General features: G+C 64.0%; 17 protein-coding genes. 9 read left to right on the top strand and 8 right to left on the bottom strand.

Going from position 1 to position 18,641, the window contains the following annotated elements; genetic code table 11:
* The first annotated feature begins 13 nt into the window (after nucleotides 1-13).
* Nucleotides 14-694, top strand: a complete 681-nt coding sequence (locus ACEN2S_RS18600; RefSeq protein WP_441868939.1) for a DUF502 domain-containing protein — start codon at nucleotides 14-16, stop codon at nucleotides 692-694.
* A gap of 13 nt (nucleotides 695-707) precedes the next feature.
* Here the strand turns inward: ACEN2S_RS18600 and ACEN2S_RS18595 are convergent, their stop codons facing one another.
* Both ACEN2S_RS18595 and ACEN2S_RS18590 read right to left on the bottom strand, forming a co-directional pair.
* On the bottom strand, nucleotides 708-1,745 hold the full coding sequence (locus tag ACEN2S_RS18595; RefSeq protein WP_441868936.1) for a patatin-like phospholipase family protein: 1,038 nt from the start codon (nucleotides 1,743-1,745) through the stop codon (nucleotides 708-710).
* Nucleotides 1,746-1,855: 110 nt separating this feature from the next.
* On the bottom strand, nucleotides 1,856-2,977 hold the full coding sequence (locus ACEN2S_RS18590; protein WP_441868933.1) for a DUF6456 domain-containing protein: 1,122 nt from the start codon (nucleotides 2,975-2,977) through the stop codon (nucleotides 1,856-1,858).
* A 226-nt stretch (nucleotides 2,978-3,203) separates the two neighbouring features.
* Between ACEN2S_RS18590 and ACEN2S_RS18585 the strand changes: the two genes are divergently transcribed.
* Entirely contained in the window at nucleotides 3,204-3,503 is a 300-nt protein-coding gene (locus ACEN2S_RS18585; RefSeq protein ID WP_441868930.1) for a DUF6477 family protein, read from the top strand.
* A 123-nt stretch (nucleotides 3,504-3,626) separates the two neighbouring features.
* Here ACEN2S_RS18585 and ACEN2S_RS18580 read toward each other — a convergent pair whose 3' ends face one another.
* Entirely contained in the window at nucleotides 3,627-5,234 is a 1,608-nt protein-coding gene (locus ACEN2S_RS18580) for a helicase HerA-like domain-containing protein (RefSeq protein WP_441868984.1), read from the bottom strand.
* 466 nt (nucleotides 5,235-5,700) lie between these two features.
* On the opposite strand from ACEN2S_RS18580, the gene ACEN2S_RS18575 reads away from it, so the two are divergent.
* Nucleotides 5,701-6,369, top strand: a complete 669-nt coding sequence (locus ACEN2S_RS18575; protein ID WP_441868927.1) for an invasion associated locus B family protein — start codon at nucleotides 5,701-5,703, stop codon at nucleotides 6,367-6,369.
* A gap of 76 nt (nucleotides 6,370-6,445) precedes the next feature.
* Here the strand turns inward: ACEN2S_RS18575 and ACEN2S_RS18570 are convergent, their stop codons facing one another.
* From ACEN2S_RS18570 to ACEN2S_RS18555, 4 genes are all read right to left on the bottom strand, one after another.
* Complete coding sequence (locus tag ACEN2S_RS18570; RefSeq protein WP_441868924.1) at nucleotides 6,446-7,654, bottom strand: beta-ketoacyl-[acyl-carrier-protein] synthase family protein; 1,209 nt, start codon at nucleotides 7,652-7,654, stop codon at nucleotides 6,446-6,448.
* Nucleotides 7,655-7,657: 3 nt separating this feature from the next.
* Nucleotides 7,658-7,921: an acyl carrier protein gene (locus ACEN2S_RS18565; RefSeq protein WP_441868922.1), complete on the bottom strand. Its 264-nt coding sequence runs from the start codon at nucleotides 7,919-7,921 to the stop codon at nucleotides 7,658-7,660.
* A 12-nt stretch (nucleotides 7,922-7,933) separates the two neighbouring features.
* Nucleotides 7,934-9,025, bottom strand: coding sequence for a UDP-3-O-(3-hydroxymyristoyl)glucosamine N-acyltransferase (locus ACEN2S_RS18560; protein WP_441868919.1), 1,092 nt, complete (start codon nucleotides 9,023-9,025; stop codon nucleotides 7,934-7,936).
* Between the two features lie 62 nt (nucleotides 9,026-9,087).
* A complete protein-coding gene (locus ACEN2S_RS18555; RefSeq protein WP_441868916.1) occupies nucleotides 9,088-10,701 on the bottom strand; it encodes a L,D-transpeptidase family protein in 1,614 nt (537 codons plus the stop codon).
* Between the two features lie 336 nt (nucleotides 10,702-11,037).
* On the opposite strand from ACEN2S_RS18555, the gene ACEN2S_RS18550 reads away from it, so the two are divergent.
* The 6 genes from ACEN2S_RS18550 to ACEN2S_RS18525 all read left to right on the top strand — a co-directional run bounded on the left by ACEN2S_RS18550 (nucleotide 11,038) and on the right by ACEN2S_RS18525 (nucleotide 17,283).
* The gene (locus ACEN2S_RS18550) at nucleotides 11,038-11,589 is read left to right on the top strand and encodes a YcbK family protein (protein WP_441868913.1); all 552 of its coding nucleotides are present in this window, start codon (nucleotides 11,038-11,040) and stop codon (nucleotides 11,587-11,589) included.
* 261 nt (nucleotides 11,590-11,850) lie between these two features.
* Entirely contained in the window at nucleotides 11,851-13,263 is a 1,413-nt protein-coding gene (locus tag ACEN2S_RS18545; RefSeq protein WP_441868910.1) for a cytochrome ubiquinol oxidase subunit I, read from the top strand.
* Nucleotides 13,260-14,264, top strand: coding sequence for a cytochrome d ubiquinol oxidase subunit II (gene cydB, locus ACEN2S_RS18540; RefSeq protein ID WP_441868907.1), 1,005 nt, complete (start codon nucleotides 13,260-13,262; stop codon nucleotides 14,262-14,264). The genes ACEN2S_RS18545 and cydB overlap by 4 nt, the downstream gene beginning before the upstream one ends.
* Nucleotides 14,264-14,377 (top strand): DUF2474 domain-containing protein, encoded by a 114-nt coding sequence (locus ACEN2S_RS18535; RefSeq protein ID WP_441868904.1) that lies wholly within the window; start codon nucleotides 14,264-14,266, stop codon nucleotides 14,375-14,377. Before cydB ends, ACEN2S_RS18535 begins: the two co-directional genes overlap by 1 nt.
* A 53-nt stretch (nucleotides 14,378-14,430) precedes the next feature.
* On the top strand, nucleotides 14,431-14,703 hold the full coding sequence (locus tag ACEN2S_RS18530) for a putative quinol monooxygenase (RefSeq protein WP_441868901.1): 273 nt from the start codon (nucleotides 14,431-14,433) through the stop codon (nucleotides 14,701-14,703).
* 111 nt (nucleotides 14,704-14,814) lie between these two features.
* On the top strand, nucleotides 14,815-17,283 hold the full coding sequence (locus tag ACEN2S_RS18525) for a penicillin acylase family protein (protein WP_441868898.1): 2,469 nt from the start codon (nucleotides 14,815-14,817) through the stop codon (nucleotides 17,281-17,283).
* A gap of 73 nt (nucleotides 17,284-17,356) precedes the next feature.
* Here the strand turns inward: ACEN2S_RS18525 and hflX are convergent, their stop codons facing one another.
* Complete coding sequence (hflX, locus tag ACEN2S_RS18520) at nucleotides 17,357-18,601, bottom strand: GTPase HflX (protein WP_441868895.1); 1,245 nt, start codon at nucleotides 18,599-18,601, stop codon at nucleotides 17,357-17,359.
* Nucleotides 18,602-18,641 lie beyond the last annotated feature (40 nt).

Raw genomic sequence — 18,641 nt, 5'->3', positions numbered from 1 at the left:
GGGGAACCCGAGAATGAACGACATACCCGAGCCGCATGCCCGACGCCGGGGCTTTGTTGCCCGCCTGCGCAGCGCCTTTCTGACCGGCCTGGTGGTAGTGATGCCGATCGGCATGACCCTCTGGCTGATCTGGACCGTCACCGGCTGGATCGACGGCTGGGTCCTGCCCTTCGTTCCCGCCCGCTGGCAGCCCGAGCAATATGTCGGGCTGAATGTGCGCGGCTATGGCGTGGTCATCTTCCTGATCTTCACCGTCTTCATCGGCTGGATGGCCAAGGGGCTGCTCGGCCGCTCGCTCCTGCGCTGGGGCGAGCATCTGGTGGACCGGATGCCGGTGGTACGTTCGGTCTATAACGGCCTGAAACAAATCGCAGAAACCGTTTTCGCGCAATCCGACAGCAGCTTTGATAAAGCCTGCATGGTGGAATATCCGCGCAAGGGGATCTGGGCTCTGGGCTTTGTCTCCACCGTGGCCAAGGGCGAGATCGCCGCGAAAGTGCCCGACTCGGATGAGATCATCTCGGTGTTTCTGCCGACCACGCCCAACCCGACCTCGGGCTTTTTGCTCTATCTGCCGCGCCGCGACGTGATCTTCCTCGATATGAAGGTTGAGGATGCGGCCAAGCTGATCATCTCGGCCGGTCTGGTTTATCCCAATGCCAAAGAACTTCCGGGGGCCGCGGCACAGCCGTAACCGGGGCTTGGGGTCAGGAGAACATCGCCGTCAGATCGACGGTTGAGCGTTCGTTGATGTCGGCGGCATGTTTGCTCAGGAACACATCCGCCGCCGCCTGTCCGGCCAGTTTCATCTGCCCCATCAGCTCGCGGTCGGCCATCATCTTGCTGGCCACCCCGAGACGGATCATCAGATCGTCATCCGCCAGCAGATGCACCAGCACATCCTTCATTCCGCCCTTCTCGACCTTGCCCTCCGCAATCAGCCGTTTCACGAAATTGATTGCCCGCAGTTCCCGCAGGATCGAGGCGTTAAAGCTGATCTCATTCACCCGGTCCTCGATCTGCGAGGGGGTCTGCGGCACCTCTTCGCGGCGCAGCGGGTTGATGTTCACCAGCAGAATATCGGGCGGCAAGTCCATGCCAAACAAGGGAAACAGCGCCGGATTGCCGGAAAAGCCGCCATCCCAATAGGCCTCGAGCTGCCCCGTCGCGGGATCGATCAATTCCACCGCGCGGAACACCGTGGGCAAACAGGCAGAGGCCATCAGCACCTCTGGCGAGATTTCCTTGCCGCTGAACACCCGGATCTTGCCGGTCCGCACATTGGTGGCCGAGACATAGAGCTGCGGCCCCTCCGCGCAGGTGATGCGCGCAAAGTCGAACTCCTCCACGATCGAGGCCAGCGGGTTGATGTAGAACGGGCCGCTGTCATAGGGGCTGAACACCCGTGTCAGCGCATCCATCCAGGCGGCGGGCGAAAAGGCCTGTGCCAGCCGCTGCATCGGGCGCGGCACCGGAAACATCGCCTCCATCCAGCGCGAGAGGCGGTAATCCTGCACCCCCGCCACCCGCCCCCAGAGGGCGTCCAGCATGGCCCGCGCCTCCGAGCGCTTGCCCCGGCTCAGCCCCTCCTTCAGCACCGCCGCGTTCAGCGCCCCCGCCGATGTGCCGCTGACCCCGGAAATCTCCAGCCAGTCCTCTTGCAACAGTCGGTCAAGGACCCCCCAGGTAAAGGCGCCATGCGCGCCGCCGCCCTGCAAAGCCAGATTGATGCGTTTTGTCTTCACCTGAATATCCCCTGCAACATGCGGTCCGGTCAGCGCAGGGCCCCTCCGGCGGTCCGCCAACACTAACCCGTTGACCGCCGGTGGAAAGTCACTTTCTGAACAGGAGACCGTCAGCCGATCATCGGCATCTTGCCGCCATAGGTCTCGTCGTAATGCCGCTTGAGCCGGATCAGCGCGATGCGCAGCACGATCTTGCCCGAGCGCGCCGACCAGCCCAGCCGTTGCTCTGCCGTCTCCAGCCCCTCGAGAAAACAGCAGCAGCGCAGCGCCATATCGCCAAGCCCCGGCCCCAGATCGCGCAGGGCCAGCGCCACCCGGTCGCGCGCGCGGTCCGAGCCGCCGCCGAGCGCCCCCTCCACCCGGTAGCTGCCGCGGTCACCGCCGGTCAGGAACCGCTCCCAGTTCTGCGCCACGCGGGGGCCCATCTGCGCCAGCTCGAAATCCTCGCGCAGGCGCTCGCCCGCGCTGACGAGTTCGGGGGCCAGAAACGGCGTGCCCTCCTTGTCGCGACGCCGCGCCAGAATGCCCAGCGGGCTCTCGGCCAGGTTGATGCGGCCGCGCGCGCCGCGCCCCTCGGACCAGGCCCGGTGTTGCCCCGAAAATGCCGCCTGCGCGTCGCTGAACCCTTCCGGTGCTGCAGCCCCGGCGCCCGGGGATGGCCGGGAATTCGCGTCGCTTTCCAGCAGGCGCCGCAGCATCGCGCGGCCCGCGGTGGTGATCTCATAGGTGGTCACCCGGCCCGCCTGCGCCACGGCGATCCAATCCTTGAGCGCGAAGGCCTGCGCCACGTCCCGCTCAAGCACCGCCGTGCGCAGGGTGCCCTTCAGCACCACCGCCTTGTCCATATCCGGCGCGACGGCCAGGAGCGCCCCCGCCTCGGCCAGCCGCCGCAAGATCCGGCGCGCCTCGCCGATCAGCTGCTCTTCATTGATCCGTGCCTGACCGGCCTTGCGAATGGGTGCAGTCATGATGATCCCTTTCTGGATGTCCCTACCCTGAAGGCGGTCGCCGCCATGCGCCTGAGCCAGACGAGAAAGCGCTTCGTCCACCAGAGGGTCATCGCGGCGCTGTTCGACCCGTCGCACCCGACGCAGCACCGTCGAGGCGTGGACGCCCTCCGCGCGTGCCAGCTGCCGTATCGACACGCCATTCTCGGTGTGTTGCAAATACAGCCGGGCCGGCTCCGGCACCCACGCCGGAATCCGTCCTGGCCCTTCGGCCGGTGCTGGCATCCCTGTTCCCCCGGAATACGAAATGCGTTTCGTCGCATTTCCCCCCTACGCAGTTCTTCAACCGCAGATTGTATGGTTGCAGTTTCTTGTTGAAACACAACGGTCTCGATCATTGCCCCAAAAACTTTGACCAAGACATCTCTTCGCGCGCGCAGCGAATGATCCGCGCGCAACACACGCCAGGGTTGCATCAAGCTGGAGGCCGATGTCCAAGAAAGGATAGGCTATGACCGATTTCCACCGCTTGCTGTCGTCCCTGCGCCGCCCGCGTTTGCTGGTGCGCGCCGCCCGTCTGGGCCAGTGCGAATACAACCGCACCCGCGATCTGCGCCGCCTGATGCGGGCCAGTCAGATCCCCGGCCCCGAGACCGCGCTCACCCATCTGATTGCCGAAGAGGCATTGCTTGAAGCCGATCGCCGCGCCGGTGGTGCCACCTACAGCGTGGCCCGCCATATCGACCTGCTGATCGCCATGATGGCCGAAGCGCGCATTTTGCCTCAGGCCCCCTGGGGCCGCACCATCTGAAGAAAATCCTGACGGGGCGCAGCCTTGCGCCCCGATCCTGATGTTCCGCCCGTCCCGGCTACGGCGCGCCCGCGGTCAGCGGGCCCAATATTCAGCGGGCCCAAATTTTATAGGGCCCGCCCTTCAGCGTGCCTTGAACAGCGACCCGAGGACGCCCCGCACCAGCGCCTGACCCGAGCGGGTGCCGAGTTGGCGCACAAAGCTTTTGCCAAATGCCTCCACCAGACTGTCCGAGCGGGAGGCGCGGCCCGAACTGCCGCTGGTGCTGCTGCTCCGTCGCGTGCTGACGGTGCCGCCCTCATAGCGGCGCGCGGATTTATACTCGCGCGCCGCTTCTTTATCGGCCTGGGCCTGGGTTTTCGCTTCAGCCGCTTCGGCATCCGCTTTGGCGCTCTCTGCTGCCGCCGCTGCCGCACGTGCCGCCAGCCGCTCAAAGGCCGAGTCGCGGTCAATCGGCGTCGTGTATTTCGCCGTGAAGGGAGAGGCCCCCATCAGCACCGCACGCTCGCCCGGGCTGATCGGCCCAAGCCGGGACGCGGGCGGGCGCACGAGGGTGCGCTCCACCATTGCCGGCACGCCCTTGGCCTGCAGGAAGGAGGTGACCGCCTCGCCCGTCCCCACTTCCTTTATGGCGATTTCCGTATCAAAACGGGGGTTTGCCCGGTAATTCTCCGCCGCGCGGCGCAGGTCCTTTTGGTCCTTGGCGGTAAAGGCGCGCAAGGCATGCTGCACCCGGTTGCCGAGCTGGCCCAGAATATCCTCGGGCACATCGGCGGGGTTCTGGGTGATGAAATAGACGCCGACGCCTTTCGAGCGGATCAACCGCGCCACCTGCTCGACCTTGTCCACCAAAGCCTTTGGCGCATCGTCAAACAGCAGATGCGCCTCGTCGAAGAAGAACACGAATTTCGGCTTGTCCGGATCGCCGACCTCGGGCAACTCCTCAAAAAGTTCCGAGAGAAGCCACAAGAGGAATGTCGCGTAAAGCCTTGGAGACGCCATCAATTTATCGGCGGCCAGAATGTTGATCTGCCCGCGGCCATCCGGCGCCAGCGTCATCATATCGGCAAGTTCAAGCGCGGGTTCGCCGAAGAAACCGGCGCCCCCCTGGGTCTCGAGCACCAGAAGCTGCCGCTGAATCGCCCCCACGGTCGCCGGGGCCACATTGCCATAGCGCAGCCCGATGTCGGCGGCATTCTGGCCGATGAACACCAGCATCGCCCGCAGATCCTTGAGATCCAGCAGCGGCAATCCCTCTTCATCCGCCAGATGAAAGGCGATGTTCAGCACGCCTTCCTGCGCCTCGCTCAAGTCCATCAGCCGCGCCAGCAGCAAAGGCCCCATTTCGGAAATCGTCGTGCGGACCGGGTGCCCCTGCTGGCCGAAAATATCCCAGAAGGTGACCGGGAAATCCTTGTAGGTCAGAGGGTAACCAATGGTTTCTGCACGCTTCAGAAAGGCCTCATGCAGCTTGCCATTGGCCGAGCCGGGCAGCGCCAGCCCCGCCAGATCGCCCTTCACATCCGCCAGAAACACCGGCACGCCCGCCTCGGAAAACCCCTCCGCCAGGATCTGCAGGGTGACCGTCTTGCCGGTGCCCGTCGCCCCCGCGATCAAGCCGTGCCGGTTTCCGTATTTCAGCAGCATTTCTTGTGCCGCCGCATAGGCCTCGCCGCCGCCGCCCACAAAAATCCCGTTTTCCGTCAGCACGATCGCATTCCTCCGGTCCATCCTGGCCAGAGAATACAAAATTAACCAGTTCATGCCAGTATTGATCTTGTTCCGCGCCATGTCCTCGGCCCGGAACAACTTCCTCCCTGTCAGACTGGCCGCATCAAACGATGCGGCCGTTTTTTTTGGTAACATGCCCGTCACATTCCTGTTTTTTGCCTGTTGACGGAGACGTGACCTCGGTTTAGCGTCCCCAGAAGAACTAAGTCGGCCAGTCCGACGGGGAGCCAATAAAGAGAAAAGGGTCCTTTCGGGGGCCCTTTTCCGATTGTGCCTGCCGCTTGCGGTCAAGACCCCGGCCTGGCGGTCACCTTCCCCGGATTTCAGAATTCCCAGACATTGATCTTCACGAAAAGGTGGCAGAAAACCGCGCCTTGTGTGGCTGTCGGGATGATTTCGCCCCTGACTTCGGGCCCTGCCCATGTTAGGTCCGGGGCCGGAAACCCGTTCAGGATGGATGGACAATATGACACTTCTGACCAAATCGCTGGCAATCGTGGCCCTGATGGGGATGTCGCTGCCGGCGCTGGCGCAGGACAGCACCCCCGCAACGCCGGCCCCGGCCGCCGATGCGACCGCACCCGCCGCCACCACTGACGCCCCCGCAGCCCCCGCCGCCGGGGTTGACGCCCTGTCGATGGGCGCCGAAGCAACCCCCGGCCCCGATGCCGTCGGCTCGGAATATGTTGCCGCGACTCAGGGTGACTGGGAACAGCGCTGCGTGCGCACCGAGGATGGCAAAGATCCGTGCCAACTCTACCAATTGCTCAAAGACGGTGACGGCAATCACGTGGCCGAAATCTCGATCTTCCCGCTGCCCGCGGGTCAGCCTGCCGCCGCAGGTGCCACGATCATCACCCCGCTCGAAACCCTGCTGACCGAGCAGGTGGCCATTCAGGTCGATACGGCGACCGCCAAGGTCTATCCGTTCACCGTCTGCGCCCGCGTCGGCTGCATCAGCCGCGTCGGCTTTACCGCCGCCGAGATCGAGGGCTTCCGCAAGGGGAACAAGGCCACGATCTCCATCGTGCCCGCCGCCGCGCCGGACAAGAAAGTGGAACTGGCGATGTCGCTGAAAGGCTTCACCGCGGGCTATGAGGCGGTCAGCACCGCCAATGCCGCCGCGCAGAAATAAGCGCAGGCCGTTGCAGAAACGCCAAACGCCGCCCCTCGGGGCGGCGTTTTCTTTTCAAAGGCTTGCGGGCGCTTCTTCAGACCTTGCGCAAAGCGATGACCGCGTTCAGCCCGCCAAAGGCAAAGGCGTTTGACAGCACCGCCGTCACCTTCGCCTGCCGTGCCACATTCGGCACCACATCAAGCGCGCATTCCGGGTCCGCCTCTTCATAGCCGATCGTCGGTGCGATCACCCCGTCGCGCAGTGCCATGATGCAGGCCAAAAGCTCCACCGCCCCCGTGCCGCCGATCAGATGGCCATGCATCGACTTGGTCGAGGAGATCATCAGCTGATCCGCCTGCGGGCCAAAGGCATGCGCCACCGCCGCGCATTCCGTCTTGTCATTCGCCGCCGTGCCGGTGCCATGCGCGTTGATGTAGCCCACATCTTCCGGGTTCAACCGCGCATCTTTCAGCGCGCCGGTGATCGCCCGCTCTGCCCCCTGCGCCGAGGGCATCACGATGTCGGACGCATCCGAGGTCATCGCAAAGCCTGAAACTTCCGCCAGAATTTCCGCCCCGCGCGCGCGGGCATGTTCATATTCCTCAAAGACGAAAATCCCCGCGCCCTCGCCCTGCACCATGCCGTTGCGGTTGGCGCTGAAGGGGCGGCAGGCGTCACGGCTCATCACCCGCAGGCCTTCCCAGGCCTTGACGCCGCCAAAGCAGAGCATGGATTCAGAGCCACCGGTGACCATCACCTTGCACATGCCCGAGCGGACCATCTGGAACGCCAGCCCCATCGCGTGGTTCGAGCTGGCGCAGGCTGTCGCCACCGAAAACGCCGGGCCGCGCAGGCCAAATTCCATGCTGACATGGCTGGCGGCGGCATTGTTCATCAGTTTCGGCACCACGAACGGATGCACGCGGTTCTTGCCCTCTTCATAGACGGCGCGGTAATTCTCGTCCCAGGTGTTCACGCCGCCACCCGCCGTGCCGAGCACAACGCCCGACGCCAACCCCAGCGAGCCTGCGAAATTCAGCCCCGATTGCGCCACGGCTTCCTTGGCGGCAATCAGGGTGAACTGGGTGTATTTGTCATACAGAACAATCTGTTGCCGGTTGAAGTTCGCTTCCGGTTTCCAGCCATGCACCTGACCGCCAATGCGGATCGACAGCCGCTCCACATCCTGAAAATCCAGATCCGTGATGCCGCAGCGCCCCTCGGCCATGGCGGTCAGCGTGTCGCGCACGTTCAGCCCCAGCGCGTTCACGGTGCCCGCGCCGGTAATCACCACCCTGTGCATCTGTCAGACCTTTTCCGCCACCAGCCCCTCGACCGCCGCGATGATCGCCGCCACCGAGGAGATGTCAAAGGTGCTCTCACCCGGTTCATTGGCATTGAAGGGCACGGTGACATCAAAGGCTTCTTCGATGGCAAAGATCGACTCGACAAGGCCGAGCGAGTCGATGCCGAGATCCGCGAGCGTCATCTCCGGCGATACCTGTTCGGGATCAAGCACCGCCTGTTCGGCGATGATGGCAATAACCCGGTCTTTTACTGTTTGCGTCATGATGGCCTCCGTTCAGCCCTTTTCGCTCAGTTTTGTAACAGTTTCCCGAAGTTCTGCGACCTGTGTGTAAAGACGCCCCAACCGGCGGATGTTCTTTTGCGCCTCGACATGGGTTTCCATCTTCACCGCGGGCGAGCCGAGCAGAACGCGCCCCGCCGGCGCATTGGTAAAGATTTGCGTGCCGCCGCCCGCGATCACATCGTCGCCGACAAAGATATTGTCGGACACCCCGACCTTGCCGCCCAGCACCACCCGGTCGCCGATCCGGGTCGAGCCTGCGATGCCGACCTGACCGCAGAGCAGACAATCGCGCCCCACCTGCACATTATGGCCCACCGTCACCAGATTATCGATCTTGGTGCCCGCGCCGACCGAGGTGGCCCGAACCGTGCCGCGGTCGATGGTGGAATTGCAGCCGACCTCGACATCATCGCCAAGGGATACCGTACCAAGACTGTGGATGCGCACCCAGTTCTGTTGCCGGATTTCGTCGCGTTTTCCGACGGTTTCACGGATTTCTTCAACCCCCGACTTCTCGGGCGTCACAAAGGAGAACCCGTCACCGCCGATCACCGCATTCGGGTGGCAGATGAAACGATGGCCAATCTCCACCCTGGCGCAGATGCGCGCACCTTGCAGGATCAGCGCGTCATCGCCGATCCGCGCGCCTTCGGCGATGGAGACATGGCTGGCAATCCGCGCCCGCGCGCCGATCTTCACCCCGCGGCCGATCACCACAAACGGGCCAATCGCTGCGCCCGCGCCGATCTCGGCGCTCGGATCAATCAGCGCCATCGGATGAATGCCGGGGGCAATCTCGGGGCCGGGATCGAAGACGGCGCTCAGCCCTGCCATCGCCATCCGTGGCCGTGCGACGAAAATCGCCGCCTCCAGCCCCAGCGCTTGCCAGTCGGCCCCTTCCCACAGAAGGGCGGCGCGGGCCTGCCCCTGCGGCAGCCCTTCGGCATATTTCGGGCTCATCGCCAGCGCGATCTGCCCGGGCTCTGCCTGCGCGGGCTCGGCTGCGCTGGTTACGGTCAGGTCAATATTGCCCACGGCAGGTGCGCCGAGGGCGGCGGCGATATCGGCGATGGTCAGTCCCATGAGGCCTCCGGAAGTTGCGGGCGCCGGCGGATGATGCCGCCACAGCGCCCCTTGGCTCCGATTTAGCCCTGCACCGCGCCCAATGCCACCCCGGCTTTCGCCAAGGCGTCGAAAAGCTTGCCGTCACGGCCATAGATGTCGCGGCGGTATTCCATTGCGCCGCGTGCCGTGGGCCAGGCGGTGAAATAGACCAGATGCACCGGCACCGGCTGGGCCAGCGAAATGGTGGTTTCCGACTTGCTGCGCAGATGCTGGCCAAACAGCCCCTCCGGATCCGCCGTTTGCTTTTCGAGCAGAGTGTACGCAAAATCAAAGGGTTGCTGCAGGCGCACGCAGCCGTGCGAATAGGCGCGCACTTCGCGGCTGAACAGGGATTTCGACGGCGTGTCGTGCAGATAGATGTTCCATTTATTCGGGAACATGAACTTCACAAGGCCCAGAGCATTGCCATCCGAGGGCGGCTGTTTCATCCCGAAGGGAAAGGTCCGCGCGGTATATTGCGCAAAATTGATCGCCGAGCGCGGCACCGCACGCCCCTGCCCGTCCACGATCGTCAGATGCCCGGCCGCATTGGGATTGGCCTGCATCATCGGCAGGTATTCCTTGACGGTGATCGAGCGCGGGACGTTCCACGTCGGGTTCACCACCATATATTCCATCTGATCCGAGAATTCCGGCGTCTTGCGGTCGGATTGGTTCATGCCGACCACCGCCACAGTTTCAAAGGTCAGCTTGCCGTCGTCATAGACCTTTGCCGTGAAATCCGGCAGGTTGACCCAGACATAGCGCTGGCCCATCTCAACCCCGTGCATCCAGCGCAGCCGCTCCATCGCCACGATCACCGATTTCAACCGGTCCTGCGGTTCGCGGTTCAGCTCGGTCAATGTCGCTTCGCCCGCCACGCCATCGGCGGTCAGACCATTGTCGGCCTGAAACGCCTGCACGGCCTTCTGCATCTCGGCGTCAAAGCTGGCGGCAGCGCTGCGCCCGAGGTAACCCATTGCCTGCAAACGGTCGCGCAGCGCGATCACCGCTTTGCCCTGATCGCCGGGGCTCAGCTTGCCGCCGGGCACTTTCGCGCCCCAGCCGCCCGACAGGCTCAGCGCCTCCAGATCGGCCTTGGCCTTCATCAGCTGCGCATATTGCGGCGCCGAGGGCGGCAGGCTGCGCAGATAGGCCGCGGGTGACGCAGCGGCAAAGGCGGTGATCTGCGCCAGCGCATCGGGGCGCTGGATGTCACGTACGATCTGCGCATCAATCTTTGACGGGGTCAGCACGCCGCTTTGAATGTCGCGGGCATAGGACAGAAAGGCGGCCGACATCGCCACTTCCAGCTGGCCGCGCTGACGTTCGGATTGCAGCGCCCGGAAACCCGCCTTCAGCCCTTCGGCATCATACCGGCCCAAAGGCAGGCCATGCGCCCCCGCCCCGGCCAAAGCGGTAAAGAACGCCTCGCGCCGGGCCGCATCGGCGCCGCTGGTCCAGATCGGTTCGTAGTGACGGGCGGCGTAAAAACTGGCGAGCGCCGGATCGGCCGCGGCGGCCTCGGCCACAGCGCGGGAATAGCCGGACATTTCGCCCTGCAGGCTGCCGGTTTGCGCCACCGAGGGCTGCGCCATCAGCGCCAGAACAGAAACCGAGCCGGCAAACGGCACCGTGACAGCCCAGGCCGCCATCATCCATCCCAAGGGAAGCCGTGCTTTTCCTGCCGATGCCATCTCGATCCTCGCCGTTTTTGGTTGTTCGCAAGCCACTGTTGCATCATCGGAAACCGGCTGTCCATTGGCCGGGAGAGCAGTGTGACAGATGTGCCCGGCACCGATGCCAGAGGGCAACATGCCCTGGATTTCAGCAAAATTCTGCCGATTGAGCCGTTGTGTTCTCCGGTGAGGGAACTCAACGGTTTCGCAATGAATCGATTCGTGCCATAAAACGCCAAGTTAAACGGTGGGACATGGTTAAGCCGTCGACACAGGCGGCAACTTGGCAGAAACAGGCAACGGAATATAAGCATGAACGTTTCAAGACGCGGGCTTCTTGGTGTTTTCGCGGCAACAATGGTGACCGCCGCCCCCCAGGCAAGCAACGCATTCAGCTTTTTGAAGGGTGCCGGTGACGTTCGCCGCATCAACATGTACTCCGGCCGCACCGGCGAAAGCATCGATACCGTCTACTGGATCGAGGGCGAGTACATCCCGGACGCATTGGCCGAAATCAACCATTTCATGCGCGACTGGCGCACGAATTCCGTGATCAAGATCGACCCCCGCACCATCGACATCGCTGCCGCCTCGCACCGCCTGCTGGATGTGAGCGAGCCCTATATGATGCTCTCGGGCTACCGGTCGCCGCAAACCAACGCCATGCTCCGCTCGCGCTCTTCCGGTGTTGCCAAGAACTCGCTGCACATGCGCGGTCAGGCCACCGATCTGCGGTTGAAATCGCGCTCGGTCAGCCAGATGTACCAGGCAGCAACCAGCTGCTCGGCCGGTGGTGTTGGCAAATACATGCGCTCGAATTTCGTCCATATGGATTGCGGTCCGGTCCGCACCTGGGGCGGCTGAGGCAAAGCCTCTGACGCATGTTTCTGACGGGAAAAACGGCGCCGCTTTTGCGGCGTCTTTTCATTTGTTGCCACAGTTCCTGGATGCCCTACCTTAACGCTCTGATCTGCGTCACTTTGGCGCCGGGGCGTGTTGCCGCGTGGCGCATGGTCACGTCGCCGTGCTTGTGCGGACGGGTTAGATAGCGGCAAAGTTACATCGGACATCCCGCTTTGCAGCGGGGCCGCCCCTCCCGCGGTGCCCGAGTTGAAAGGACCTGTCATGGACTTCGGACAAAGCGCAGAAACCCTCGCGCGAATCCAGTTTGCCTTTACCGTCTCGTTCCACTTTCTGTTTCCGGCACTGTCGATCGGCACCGCCAGTTTTATCGCCGTGCTGAACGCGCTCTGGCTGTGGAAGCGCGACCCGGCCTATCTGAAACTCTTTGAATATTGGAAGACGATCTTCGCCGTCACCTTTGGCATGGGCGTCGTCTCGGGCATTGTGATGTCCTATCAGTTCGGCACCAATTGGGCGGTGTTTTCCGATAAAGCCGGGGCCGTCATTGGCCCGCTGATGGGCTATGAGGTGCTGACCGCCTTTTTCCTGGAGGCGGGCTTCCTCGGCATCGCACTTTTCGGGCGGCAACGTGTGGGCGACCGGATGCATATGGTGGCGGTGGCGATGGTGGCCATTGGCACGCTGATCTCGGCGACCTGGATCACCGCCGCCAACAGCTGGATGCAGACGCCCGCGGGCTACAGCATTGATGCGGCGGGGAATTTCGCGCCCGAGGATTGGTGGCAGATTGTCTTCAACCCCTCTTTTCCCTATCGGATGACGCATACGATCCTTGCCGCCTATCTGACGACGGCCTTTGCGGTCGGCGGTGTCGGCGCCTGGCATCTCTTGCGCGGGCGCGGGCCGGAGAACCGTCAGGTGCGGATCATGTTCTCGATGGCGATGTGGATGGCCGTCATTGTCACCCCGCTGCAGATTCTGGTGGGCGATGCGCATGGGCTGAACACGCTCGAACATCAGCCCGCCAAGATTGCCGCGATGGAGGGGCATTACGAGACGCATGAAAACGGCGCGCCACTGATCCTGTTCGGCATCCCCGATGATGAGGCCGAGGTCACCCGCTATGCGGTGGAAATCCCCAAACTCGGCTCGCTGATCCTGACCCACAGCCTTGATGGCGAGATTCGCGGCCTCAAGGATTTCCCGAAAGAGGACCGCCCGAAGGCGCTGATCCCCTTCTTCACCTTCCGCATCATGGTGGGCATCGGCTTTGCCATGCTGGGCCTCGGCCTCTGGGCGCTCTGGGCGCGCTGGAAAGGCCGGATCTATGAAAGCCGCTGGCTGCACCGCGCGGCGCTGGTCATGGGCCCTTCGGGTTTTGTCGCCGTGCTCGCGGGGTGGTACACGACCGAGGTCGGGCGGCAACCCTTTACGGTTTATGGACTTTTGCGAACCTCCGACTCGATCTCGCCGGTCTCGGCCCCTGCCGTCGGCGCCTCGCTTCTGGCCTTCATCATCGTCTATTTCATCGTGTTCGGCACCGGGACCCTGTACCTCCTGCGCCTCATGCACCGCCCGCCGGTGCGGGTTGAGGATCATGAGCTGGACCGCGCGCCCACCCGGACGGCGGGCCCGACCGCCCCGGTCACCTCTGGCGAAGGAGAGCCGTCATGACCGTCGATCTGCCCACCATCTGGGCCGGGATTCTGGCCTTTGCCGTGCTCGCCTATGTCGTGCTTGACGGGTTCGATCTGGGCATCGGCATCCTGTTTCCCTTCTTCCCCAAACGGCACGACCGCGATCTGATGACCAATTCCATCGCGCCGGTCTGGGACGGCAATGAAACCTGGCTGGTGCTGGGCGGCGGCGGGCTGATGGCGGTGTTTCCCGTCGCCTATGCGACGCTGCTGCCCGCCCTCTACATGCCGATCATCCTGATGCTGCTCGGGCTGGTGTTTCGCGGGGTGGCGTTTGAGTTTCGCTGGCGCGCGGGGCCCGACTCGCGGCTTTGGGACATCGGCTTTTGGGCCGGCTCGACGCTGGCGGCGCTGATGCAGGGGCTTGTGGTCGGCGCCATGGTGCAGGGCATCAAGGTGGAGAACCGTGCTTTTGCGGGCGGCCCCTGGGATTGGCTGACGCCCTTCACCGTGCTGACGGCGGTGGCGGTTCTGGTGGGCTATGCCCTGCTGGGCGCCTGCTGGATGAACCTTAAACTCAACGGTGAAGTGCAGGAAAAGGCGCATAAAATCGCCCTTCGCACCACGGTCATGCTCCTTTTGCTCATCGGTGCGGTCTCGCTCGCCACGCCCTTCATCCGGCAGGTGTATTTCGAGCGCTGGTTCGCCTTTCCCACCGCGTTTTTCTCGGCGCTGGTGCCCTTGTTCCTGGTCGGCAGCGCGGCGGTGCTCTGGCACGGGCTGCAAACCGGGCGGCACCTGCGGCCTTTCCTCGCGGCGCTGGGAATCTTTGTCCTTGGCTTTTGCGGGCTGGGCATCAGCTTTTACCCCTATATCCTGCCCGGCGCGCTGACGATCCACGAGGCCGCCGCCCCGGATTCTTCGTTGAAATTCCTGCTGGTCGGGGCGGTTGTTCTGGTGCCGGTGATCCTCGCCTATACCGGCTATGCCTATTGGGTGTTCCGCGGCAAGATTGATCCGGATGAGGGGTATCACTGATGGAGACCCCGTCCTTCTGGAAACGCCTTTTGTGGTTCATCGGCCTTTGGGGCGCGGGCGTCGGCAGCGTTCTGCTGATCGGGCTGGTGATCCGCGCCTTTCTCGGACAGTAGCCTCAGGGGTGGGCGCGTGCTAGCCTGAGGCGCGCCCACCCCAAGGAGGTCCCATGATCCATGTTACCGGCAGGCTGATCTGCGCCAATGACGCCCAACGCCAGATTGTTCTGGCACATTTGCCCGCGCATATCGAGGCCAGCCGTGCTGAGCCGGGTTGCCTCACCTTCAACGTGCAACCCACGGAAAATCCTCTGGTTTGGGAGCTGGACGAGAGCTTTGCCACCGCCGAGGATTTCGCCGCGCATCAGCAGCGCACCAAGGCCAGTATCTGGGGGCAGGTCTCCGGCGAAATCGGCCGCGATTTTACCTTCACCGAAGCGTGACGCGGGCTTTCGCTGTCCGCCCCCGAACGCGTTGAAAGCCACGTTGAATATTGCCGTCCCCTCGCATAGGAAGCGGGCACGATAAGGCCAGATGATAAGGATCCGGACCCGATGCTGACCGCTTTTCGCTGGCTTGTCCGCCTGACCACCGCCTTCCTGATTGTGGGCGTGCTGAGCGTGGTGACCGTCTATTGGTTCGCCGAACGCTCGCTGCCTGATTACAACGACAGTTTCACCGTCGAGGGGATCAGCGCCCCGGTCGAGATCGTGCGCACCACCGAGGATGTGCCGCATATCTTTGGCGCGACGGATGATGACGTGTATTTCGCCCTCGGCTTGGCACATGCGCAGGACCGGCTCTGGCAGATGATGATGATGCGCCGCACGGTGCAGGGCCGCCTGTCCGAGCTATTCGGCACCCGCACCCTGCCGGTGGATGAGCTGATGCGCAGGCTCGATCTCTACCGGCTGTCGCTGGATGCGGTGGCCGAACAGGATGATCGGACGAAGGCGGCGCTTGCGGCCTATTCGCGTGGGGTGAATGCCTGGATTGCGCAGGTCAATGCCGGGGCGCGTGGCCGCGGCGCGCCGGAATTCTTTCTGTTTTCCAATGAGATAGCCTATTGGCAGCCCGCCGATTCCATCGCCATCCTGAAGCTGATGGCGGTCGAGCAAAGCCATGAGATCCCCGCCGAAGTGCTGCGCGCCCGTGTCTCGCTGCTCAACCCCGACTGGGTGCGTGACCTCTTGCCGGAAGTGCCGGGGACGGGTGTGGCGGCTTTGCCGAAATATGCGGGGCTGTTCCCCGACACCCCGCGCAATGTCGCCTCTGCCCCCGCCGGCGATGACCCGCTGAACCCGTTTGGCGCGCGCGGCATGGCCTCGGCCTCCAATGCCTGGGCGGCGGCACCCGAGCGTTCGGCGGCGGGCGGCTCGCTTCTGGCCAATGATCCGCATATGGGGTTCACCGCGCCCTCGCCCTGGTATCTCGCGCGGCTGCAGCTGCAATCGGGCGGTGTGATCGGCGCCACCATCCCCGGTGTCCCCGCCATTCTGACCGGGCGCAACGGGCGGCTGGGCTGGGGGATCACCTCGGCCTATGTCGATGATGAGGATCTCTTTGTCGAAGAGCTGAACCCGGCCGATTCCAACCGCTACCGCACGCCCGAGGGCTGGAAAGCCTTTGAAACCCGCCGTGCGATCATCAATGTGAAGGATGCAGAGCCGGTCACCCTGACCCTGCGCTGGACGGTGAACGGTCCGGTGTTGCCGGGGGGGCATTTCAATCTGGCAAGCATCACCCCGCCGGGCCATGTCGTCTCGGTCAGCTGGACCGCGCTCAGCGCCCAGGACCGCTCGATGTCCGCCGCCATCGCGCTGATGCAGGCGGGCAGTGTCGAAGACGGCGTCGAGGCGGGCCGTGATTTTCTGGCACCGGCGATGAACCTGACGCTGGCCGATGCCAGGGGTGTCGGCATGGTCACCGTGGGCGCCGTGCCGCAGCGTGACCCCGCCAGCCAGACCCAGGGCCGCATGCCCAGCCCCGGTTGGGTGGCCGCCAACCGTTGGCAGGGCATGATGCCCTATGAGAGCAATCCGCGCTTTCTGAACCCCGAGGGCGGCATTGTCGGCAACACCAACAACAAGACCGTCGACCGGCCCTTCCCGAACCATGTCTCTTATGATTGGGGCGACAGCCAGCGCGTGCAACGCTGGCAGCGCCTGATGGGCGAGCGCGAGGTGCACACGCGCGAAAGCTTCATCGCGGCGCAGCTCGACACCGTCAGCCCCACCGCGCGCGGCCTCTTGCCGTTGGTGGGCGCCGATCTGTGGTTCACCGGCGAGCCTGCGCCCGAGGGCACCCCCGAGCATCAGCGCCAGCGGGCGCTGGAATTGCTGGCCAATTGGGACGGCGAGATGAACGAGCATCTGCCCGAACCGCTGATCTACGCCGCCTGGATGCGCGCGCTGCAATCGCGGCTGATCCGCGATGAGCTGGGGCCGTTGGCCAGCGAATTCACCCAGCTCGATCCGTTGTTCATCGAGCGTGTCTACCGCAACACCGATGGCGCCGCGAAATGGTGCGACGTGCTGCAATCGGCGCCGGTCGAGACCTGCACCGACATTGCGCGGCAATCGCTGGACGAGGCATTGCTGTCGCTGCAGCAGAAATTCGGCCCCGATGTCGCAAGCTGGCGCTGGGGCGATGCGCATGTGGCCACGCATGACCATCCGGTGCTGGGCAAGGTGCCGGTGCTGAAATGGCTGGTGAACATCCGGCAATCCACCTCGGGCGGGGATTTCACCCTCAACCGCGGCAAGACGGCGGGCACCGGGGCGAACCCCTTCGCCAATGTGCAGGGCGCGGGCTATCGCGGGGTTTATGATTTCGCCGATCCCGACAGCTCGGTCTTCATCATCGACACCGGGCAATCGGGGCATCCGTTCAGCCGCCATTATGACGATCTGGCCGATCTTTGGCGGCGGGGGGAATATATTCCAATGTCGCTGGACCCGGAACTCGCGCGGGCGGCGGCGGCGGGGATCACGCGGCTGGAACCCGTGGTGCCTGCGCCATAAGAGACCGCCGGGGGCTTCTGGGGAAGCCTCCGGCGGGGATATTTTAAACGAAGCAAAGCGTTAGGCGTGGATCTTAATCTTCGGGGCGCGGGACGGGTTCGCCGTAGCGGCCCGCCTGCGCCTCGGTCCACAGGACCTCTATCTGCCAGCCGGTCTCGGTTTCCGTCTCAGAGCGCACCACGTTTTCCGCATGCAGCCAGGCGCGGCGGCGGCCTTCGGCAAAGGTCACGTTCAAAAGCGCATAGAGTTTCGCCTCTGACAGACGCTGTTCGATCGCCTCGATCAGCGCCTCCAGCCCTTCGCCGGTGACCGCCGAGACGGCTTTGACATCGCTTCGCCGCGCATCCTGCACGAGGAGCGCCGCGCGGGTTTCCGGGCTGAGGCAGTCGATCTTGTTCCAGACCTCCATCAGCTCGACATCCTCGGCGACCCCGAGCGATTCCAGAATGTCGCCGACATCGCCTGCCTGTTCCTCGGTCTCTGGGTGGCTGATGTCGCGCACATGCAGGATCAGATCGGCTTCCAGCACCTCTTCCAGCGTGGCGCGGAAGGCGGCGACCAGTTCGGTCGGCAGATCCGAGATGAACCCCACCGTGTCCGAGAGGATCACCTTGCGCCCCGAGGGCAGCACCACACCGCGCATCGTCGGGTCGAGCGTGGCAAAGAGCATGTCTTTCGCCATCACATCTGCACCCGTCAACGTGTTGAACAGCGTGGATTTTCCGGCGTTGGTATAGCCGACCAGCGCCACCAGCGGGAACGGCACCTTGCGGCGCGCGGCGCGGTGCAGCTCGCGGGTTTTCACCACTTTAGACAGCTGACGGCGGATGCGGATCACCTGCTCGTCGATGGCACGACGGTCAGCCTCGATCTGCGTCTCGCCGGGGCCACCGACAAAGCCGAGACCGCCGCGTTGCCGCTCAAGGTGGGTCCAGGCGCGCACGAGGCGCGTGCGCTGATAGCTCAGCGCCGCCAGTTCCACCTGCAGCACGCCCTCGCGCGTGCGGGCGCGGTCGGCGAAGATCTCAAGGATCAGCCCGGTCCGGTCGAGGAGCTTGACCCCCCATTCCTTTTCCAGATTGCGCTGCTGCACCGGCGACACCGGCCCGTCGACCAGCACGAGATCCACCTCGGCCGCGCTCAGGCGTTCCTTCAGCTCAGCCATCTTGCCGGTGCCGAACAGATGGCCCGGATGCGCTTTCGGCAGGCGGACAATTTCCGCGCCCATGATTTCAAGACTGGGAAGCGCCGCTGCCAGCGACACAGCTTCCGCGAGGCCATGCTCGGGCATTCGCCGCGCATGACGGGCATCCTTCATATCGGGATGCAGGACCCAGGCCCGGGTAGGCCTGTCCTTT

It is taken from the genome of Phaeovulum sp. W22_SRMD_FR3 (assembly GCF_052113705.1).
Classification (GTDB): Bacteria; Pseudomonadota; Alphaproteobacteria; order Rhodobacterales; family Rhodobacteraceae; genus JBGQOG01.
This window is presented reverse-complemented; position numbering and strand designations above follow the sequence as displayed.

Bases quoted from the DNA above. Each gene is read 5' to 3' on its own strand.
- ACEN2S_RS18570 (WP_441868924.1), bottom strand. From the start codon at position 7,654: ATGCACAGGGTGGTGATTACCGGCGCGGGCACCGTGAACGCGCTGGGG.
- hflX (WP_441868895.1), bottom strand. From the start codon at position 18,601: ATGAAGGATGCCCGTCATGCGCGGCGAATGCCCGAGCATGGCCTCGCG.
- ACEN2S_RS18550 (WP_441868913.1), top strand. From the start codon at position 11,038: ATGAACGTTTCAAGACGCGGGCTTCTTGGTGTTTTCGCGGCAACAATG.
- ACEN2S_RS18565 (WP_441868922.1), bottom strand. From the start codon at position 7,921: ATGACGCAAACAGTAAAAGACCGGGTTATTGCCATCATCGCCGAACAG.
- ACEN2S_RS18560 (WP_441868919.1), bottom strand. From the start codon at position 9,025: ATGGGACTGACCATCGCCGATATCGCCGCCGCCCTCGGCGCACCTGCC.
- ACEN2S_RS18585 (WP_441868930.1), top strand. From the start codon at position 3,204: ATGACCGATTTCCACCGCTTGCTGTCGTCCCTGCGCCGCCCGCGTTTG.
- ACEN2S_RS18575 (WP_441868927.1), top strand. From the start codon at position 5,701: ATGACACTTCTGACCAAATCGCTGGCAATCGTGGCCCTGATGGGGATG.
- ACEN2S_RS18535 (WP_441868904.1), top strand. From the start codon at position 14,264: ATGGAGACCCCGTCCTTCTGGAAACGCCTTTTGTGGTTCATCGGCCTT.
- ACEN2S_RS18600 (WP_441868939.1), top strand. From the start codon at position 14: ATGAACGACATACCCGAGCCGCATGCCCGACGCCGGGGCTTTGTTGCC.
- ACEN2S_RS18555 (WP_441868916.1), bottom strand. From the start codon at position 10,701: ATGGCGGCCTGGGCTGTCACGGTGCCGTTTGCCGGCTCGGTTTCTGTT.
- cydB (WP_441868907.1), top strand. From the start codon at position 13,260: ATGACCGTCGATCTGCCCACCATCTGGGCCGGGATTCTGGCCTTTGCC.
- ACEN2S_RS18525 (WP_441868898.1), top strand. From the start codon at position 14,815: ATGCTGACCGCTTTTCGCTGGCTTGTCCGCCTGACCACCGCCTTCCTG.
- ACEN2S_RS18580 (WP_441868984.1), bottom strand. From the start codon at position 5,234: ATGGACCGGAGGAATGCGATCGTGCTGACGGAAAACGGGATTTTTGTG.
- ACEN2S_RS18590 (WP_441868933.1), bottom strand. From the start codon at position 2,977: ATGCCAGCACCGGCCGAAGGGCCAGGACGGATTCCGGCGTGGGTGCCG.
- ACEN2S_RS18545 (WP_441868910.1), top strand. From the start codon at position 11,851: ATGGACTTCGGACAAAGCGCAGAAACCCTCGCGCGAATCCAGTTTGCC.
- ACEN2S_RS18530 (WP_441868901.1), top strand. From the start codon at position 14,431: ATGATCCATGTTACCGGCAGGCTGATCTGCGCCAATGACGCCCAACGC.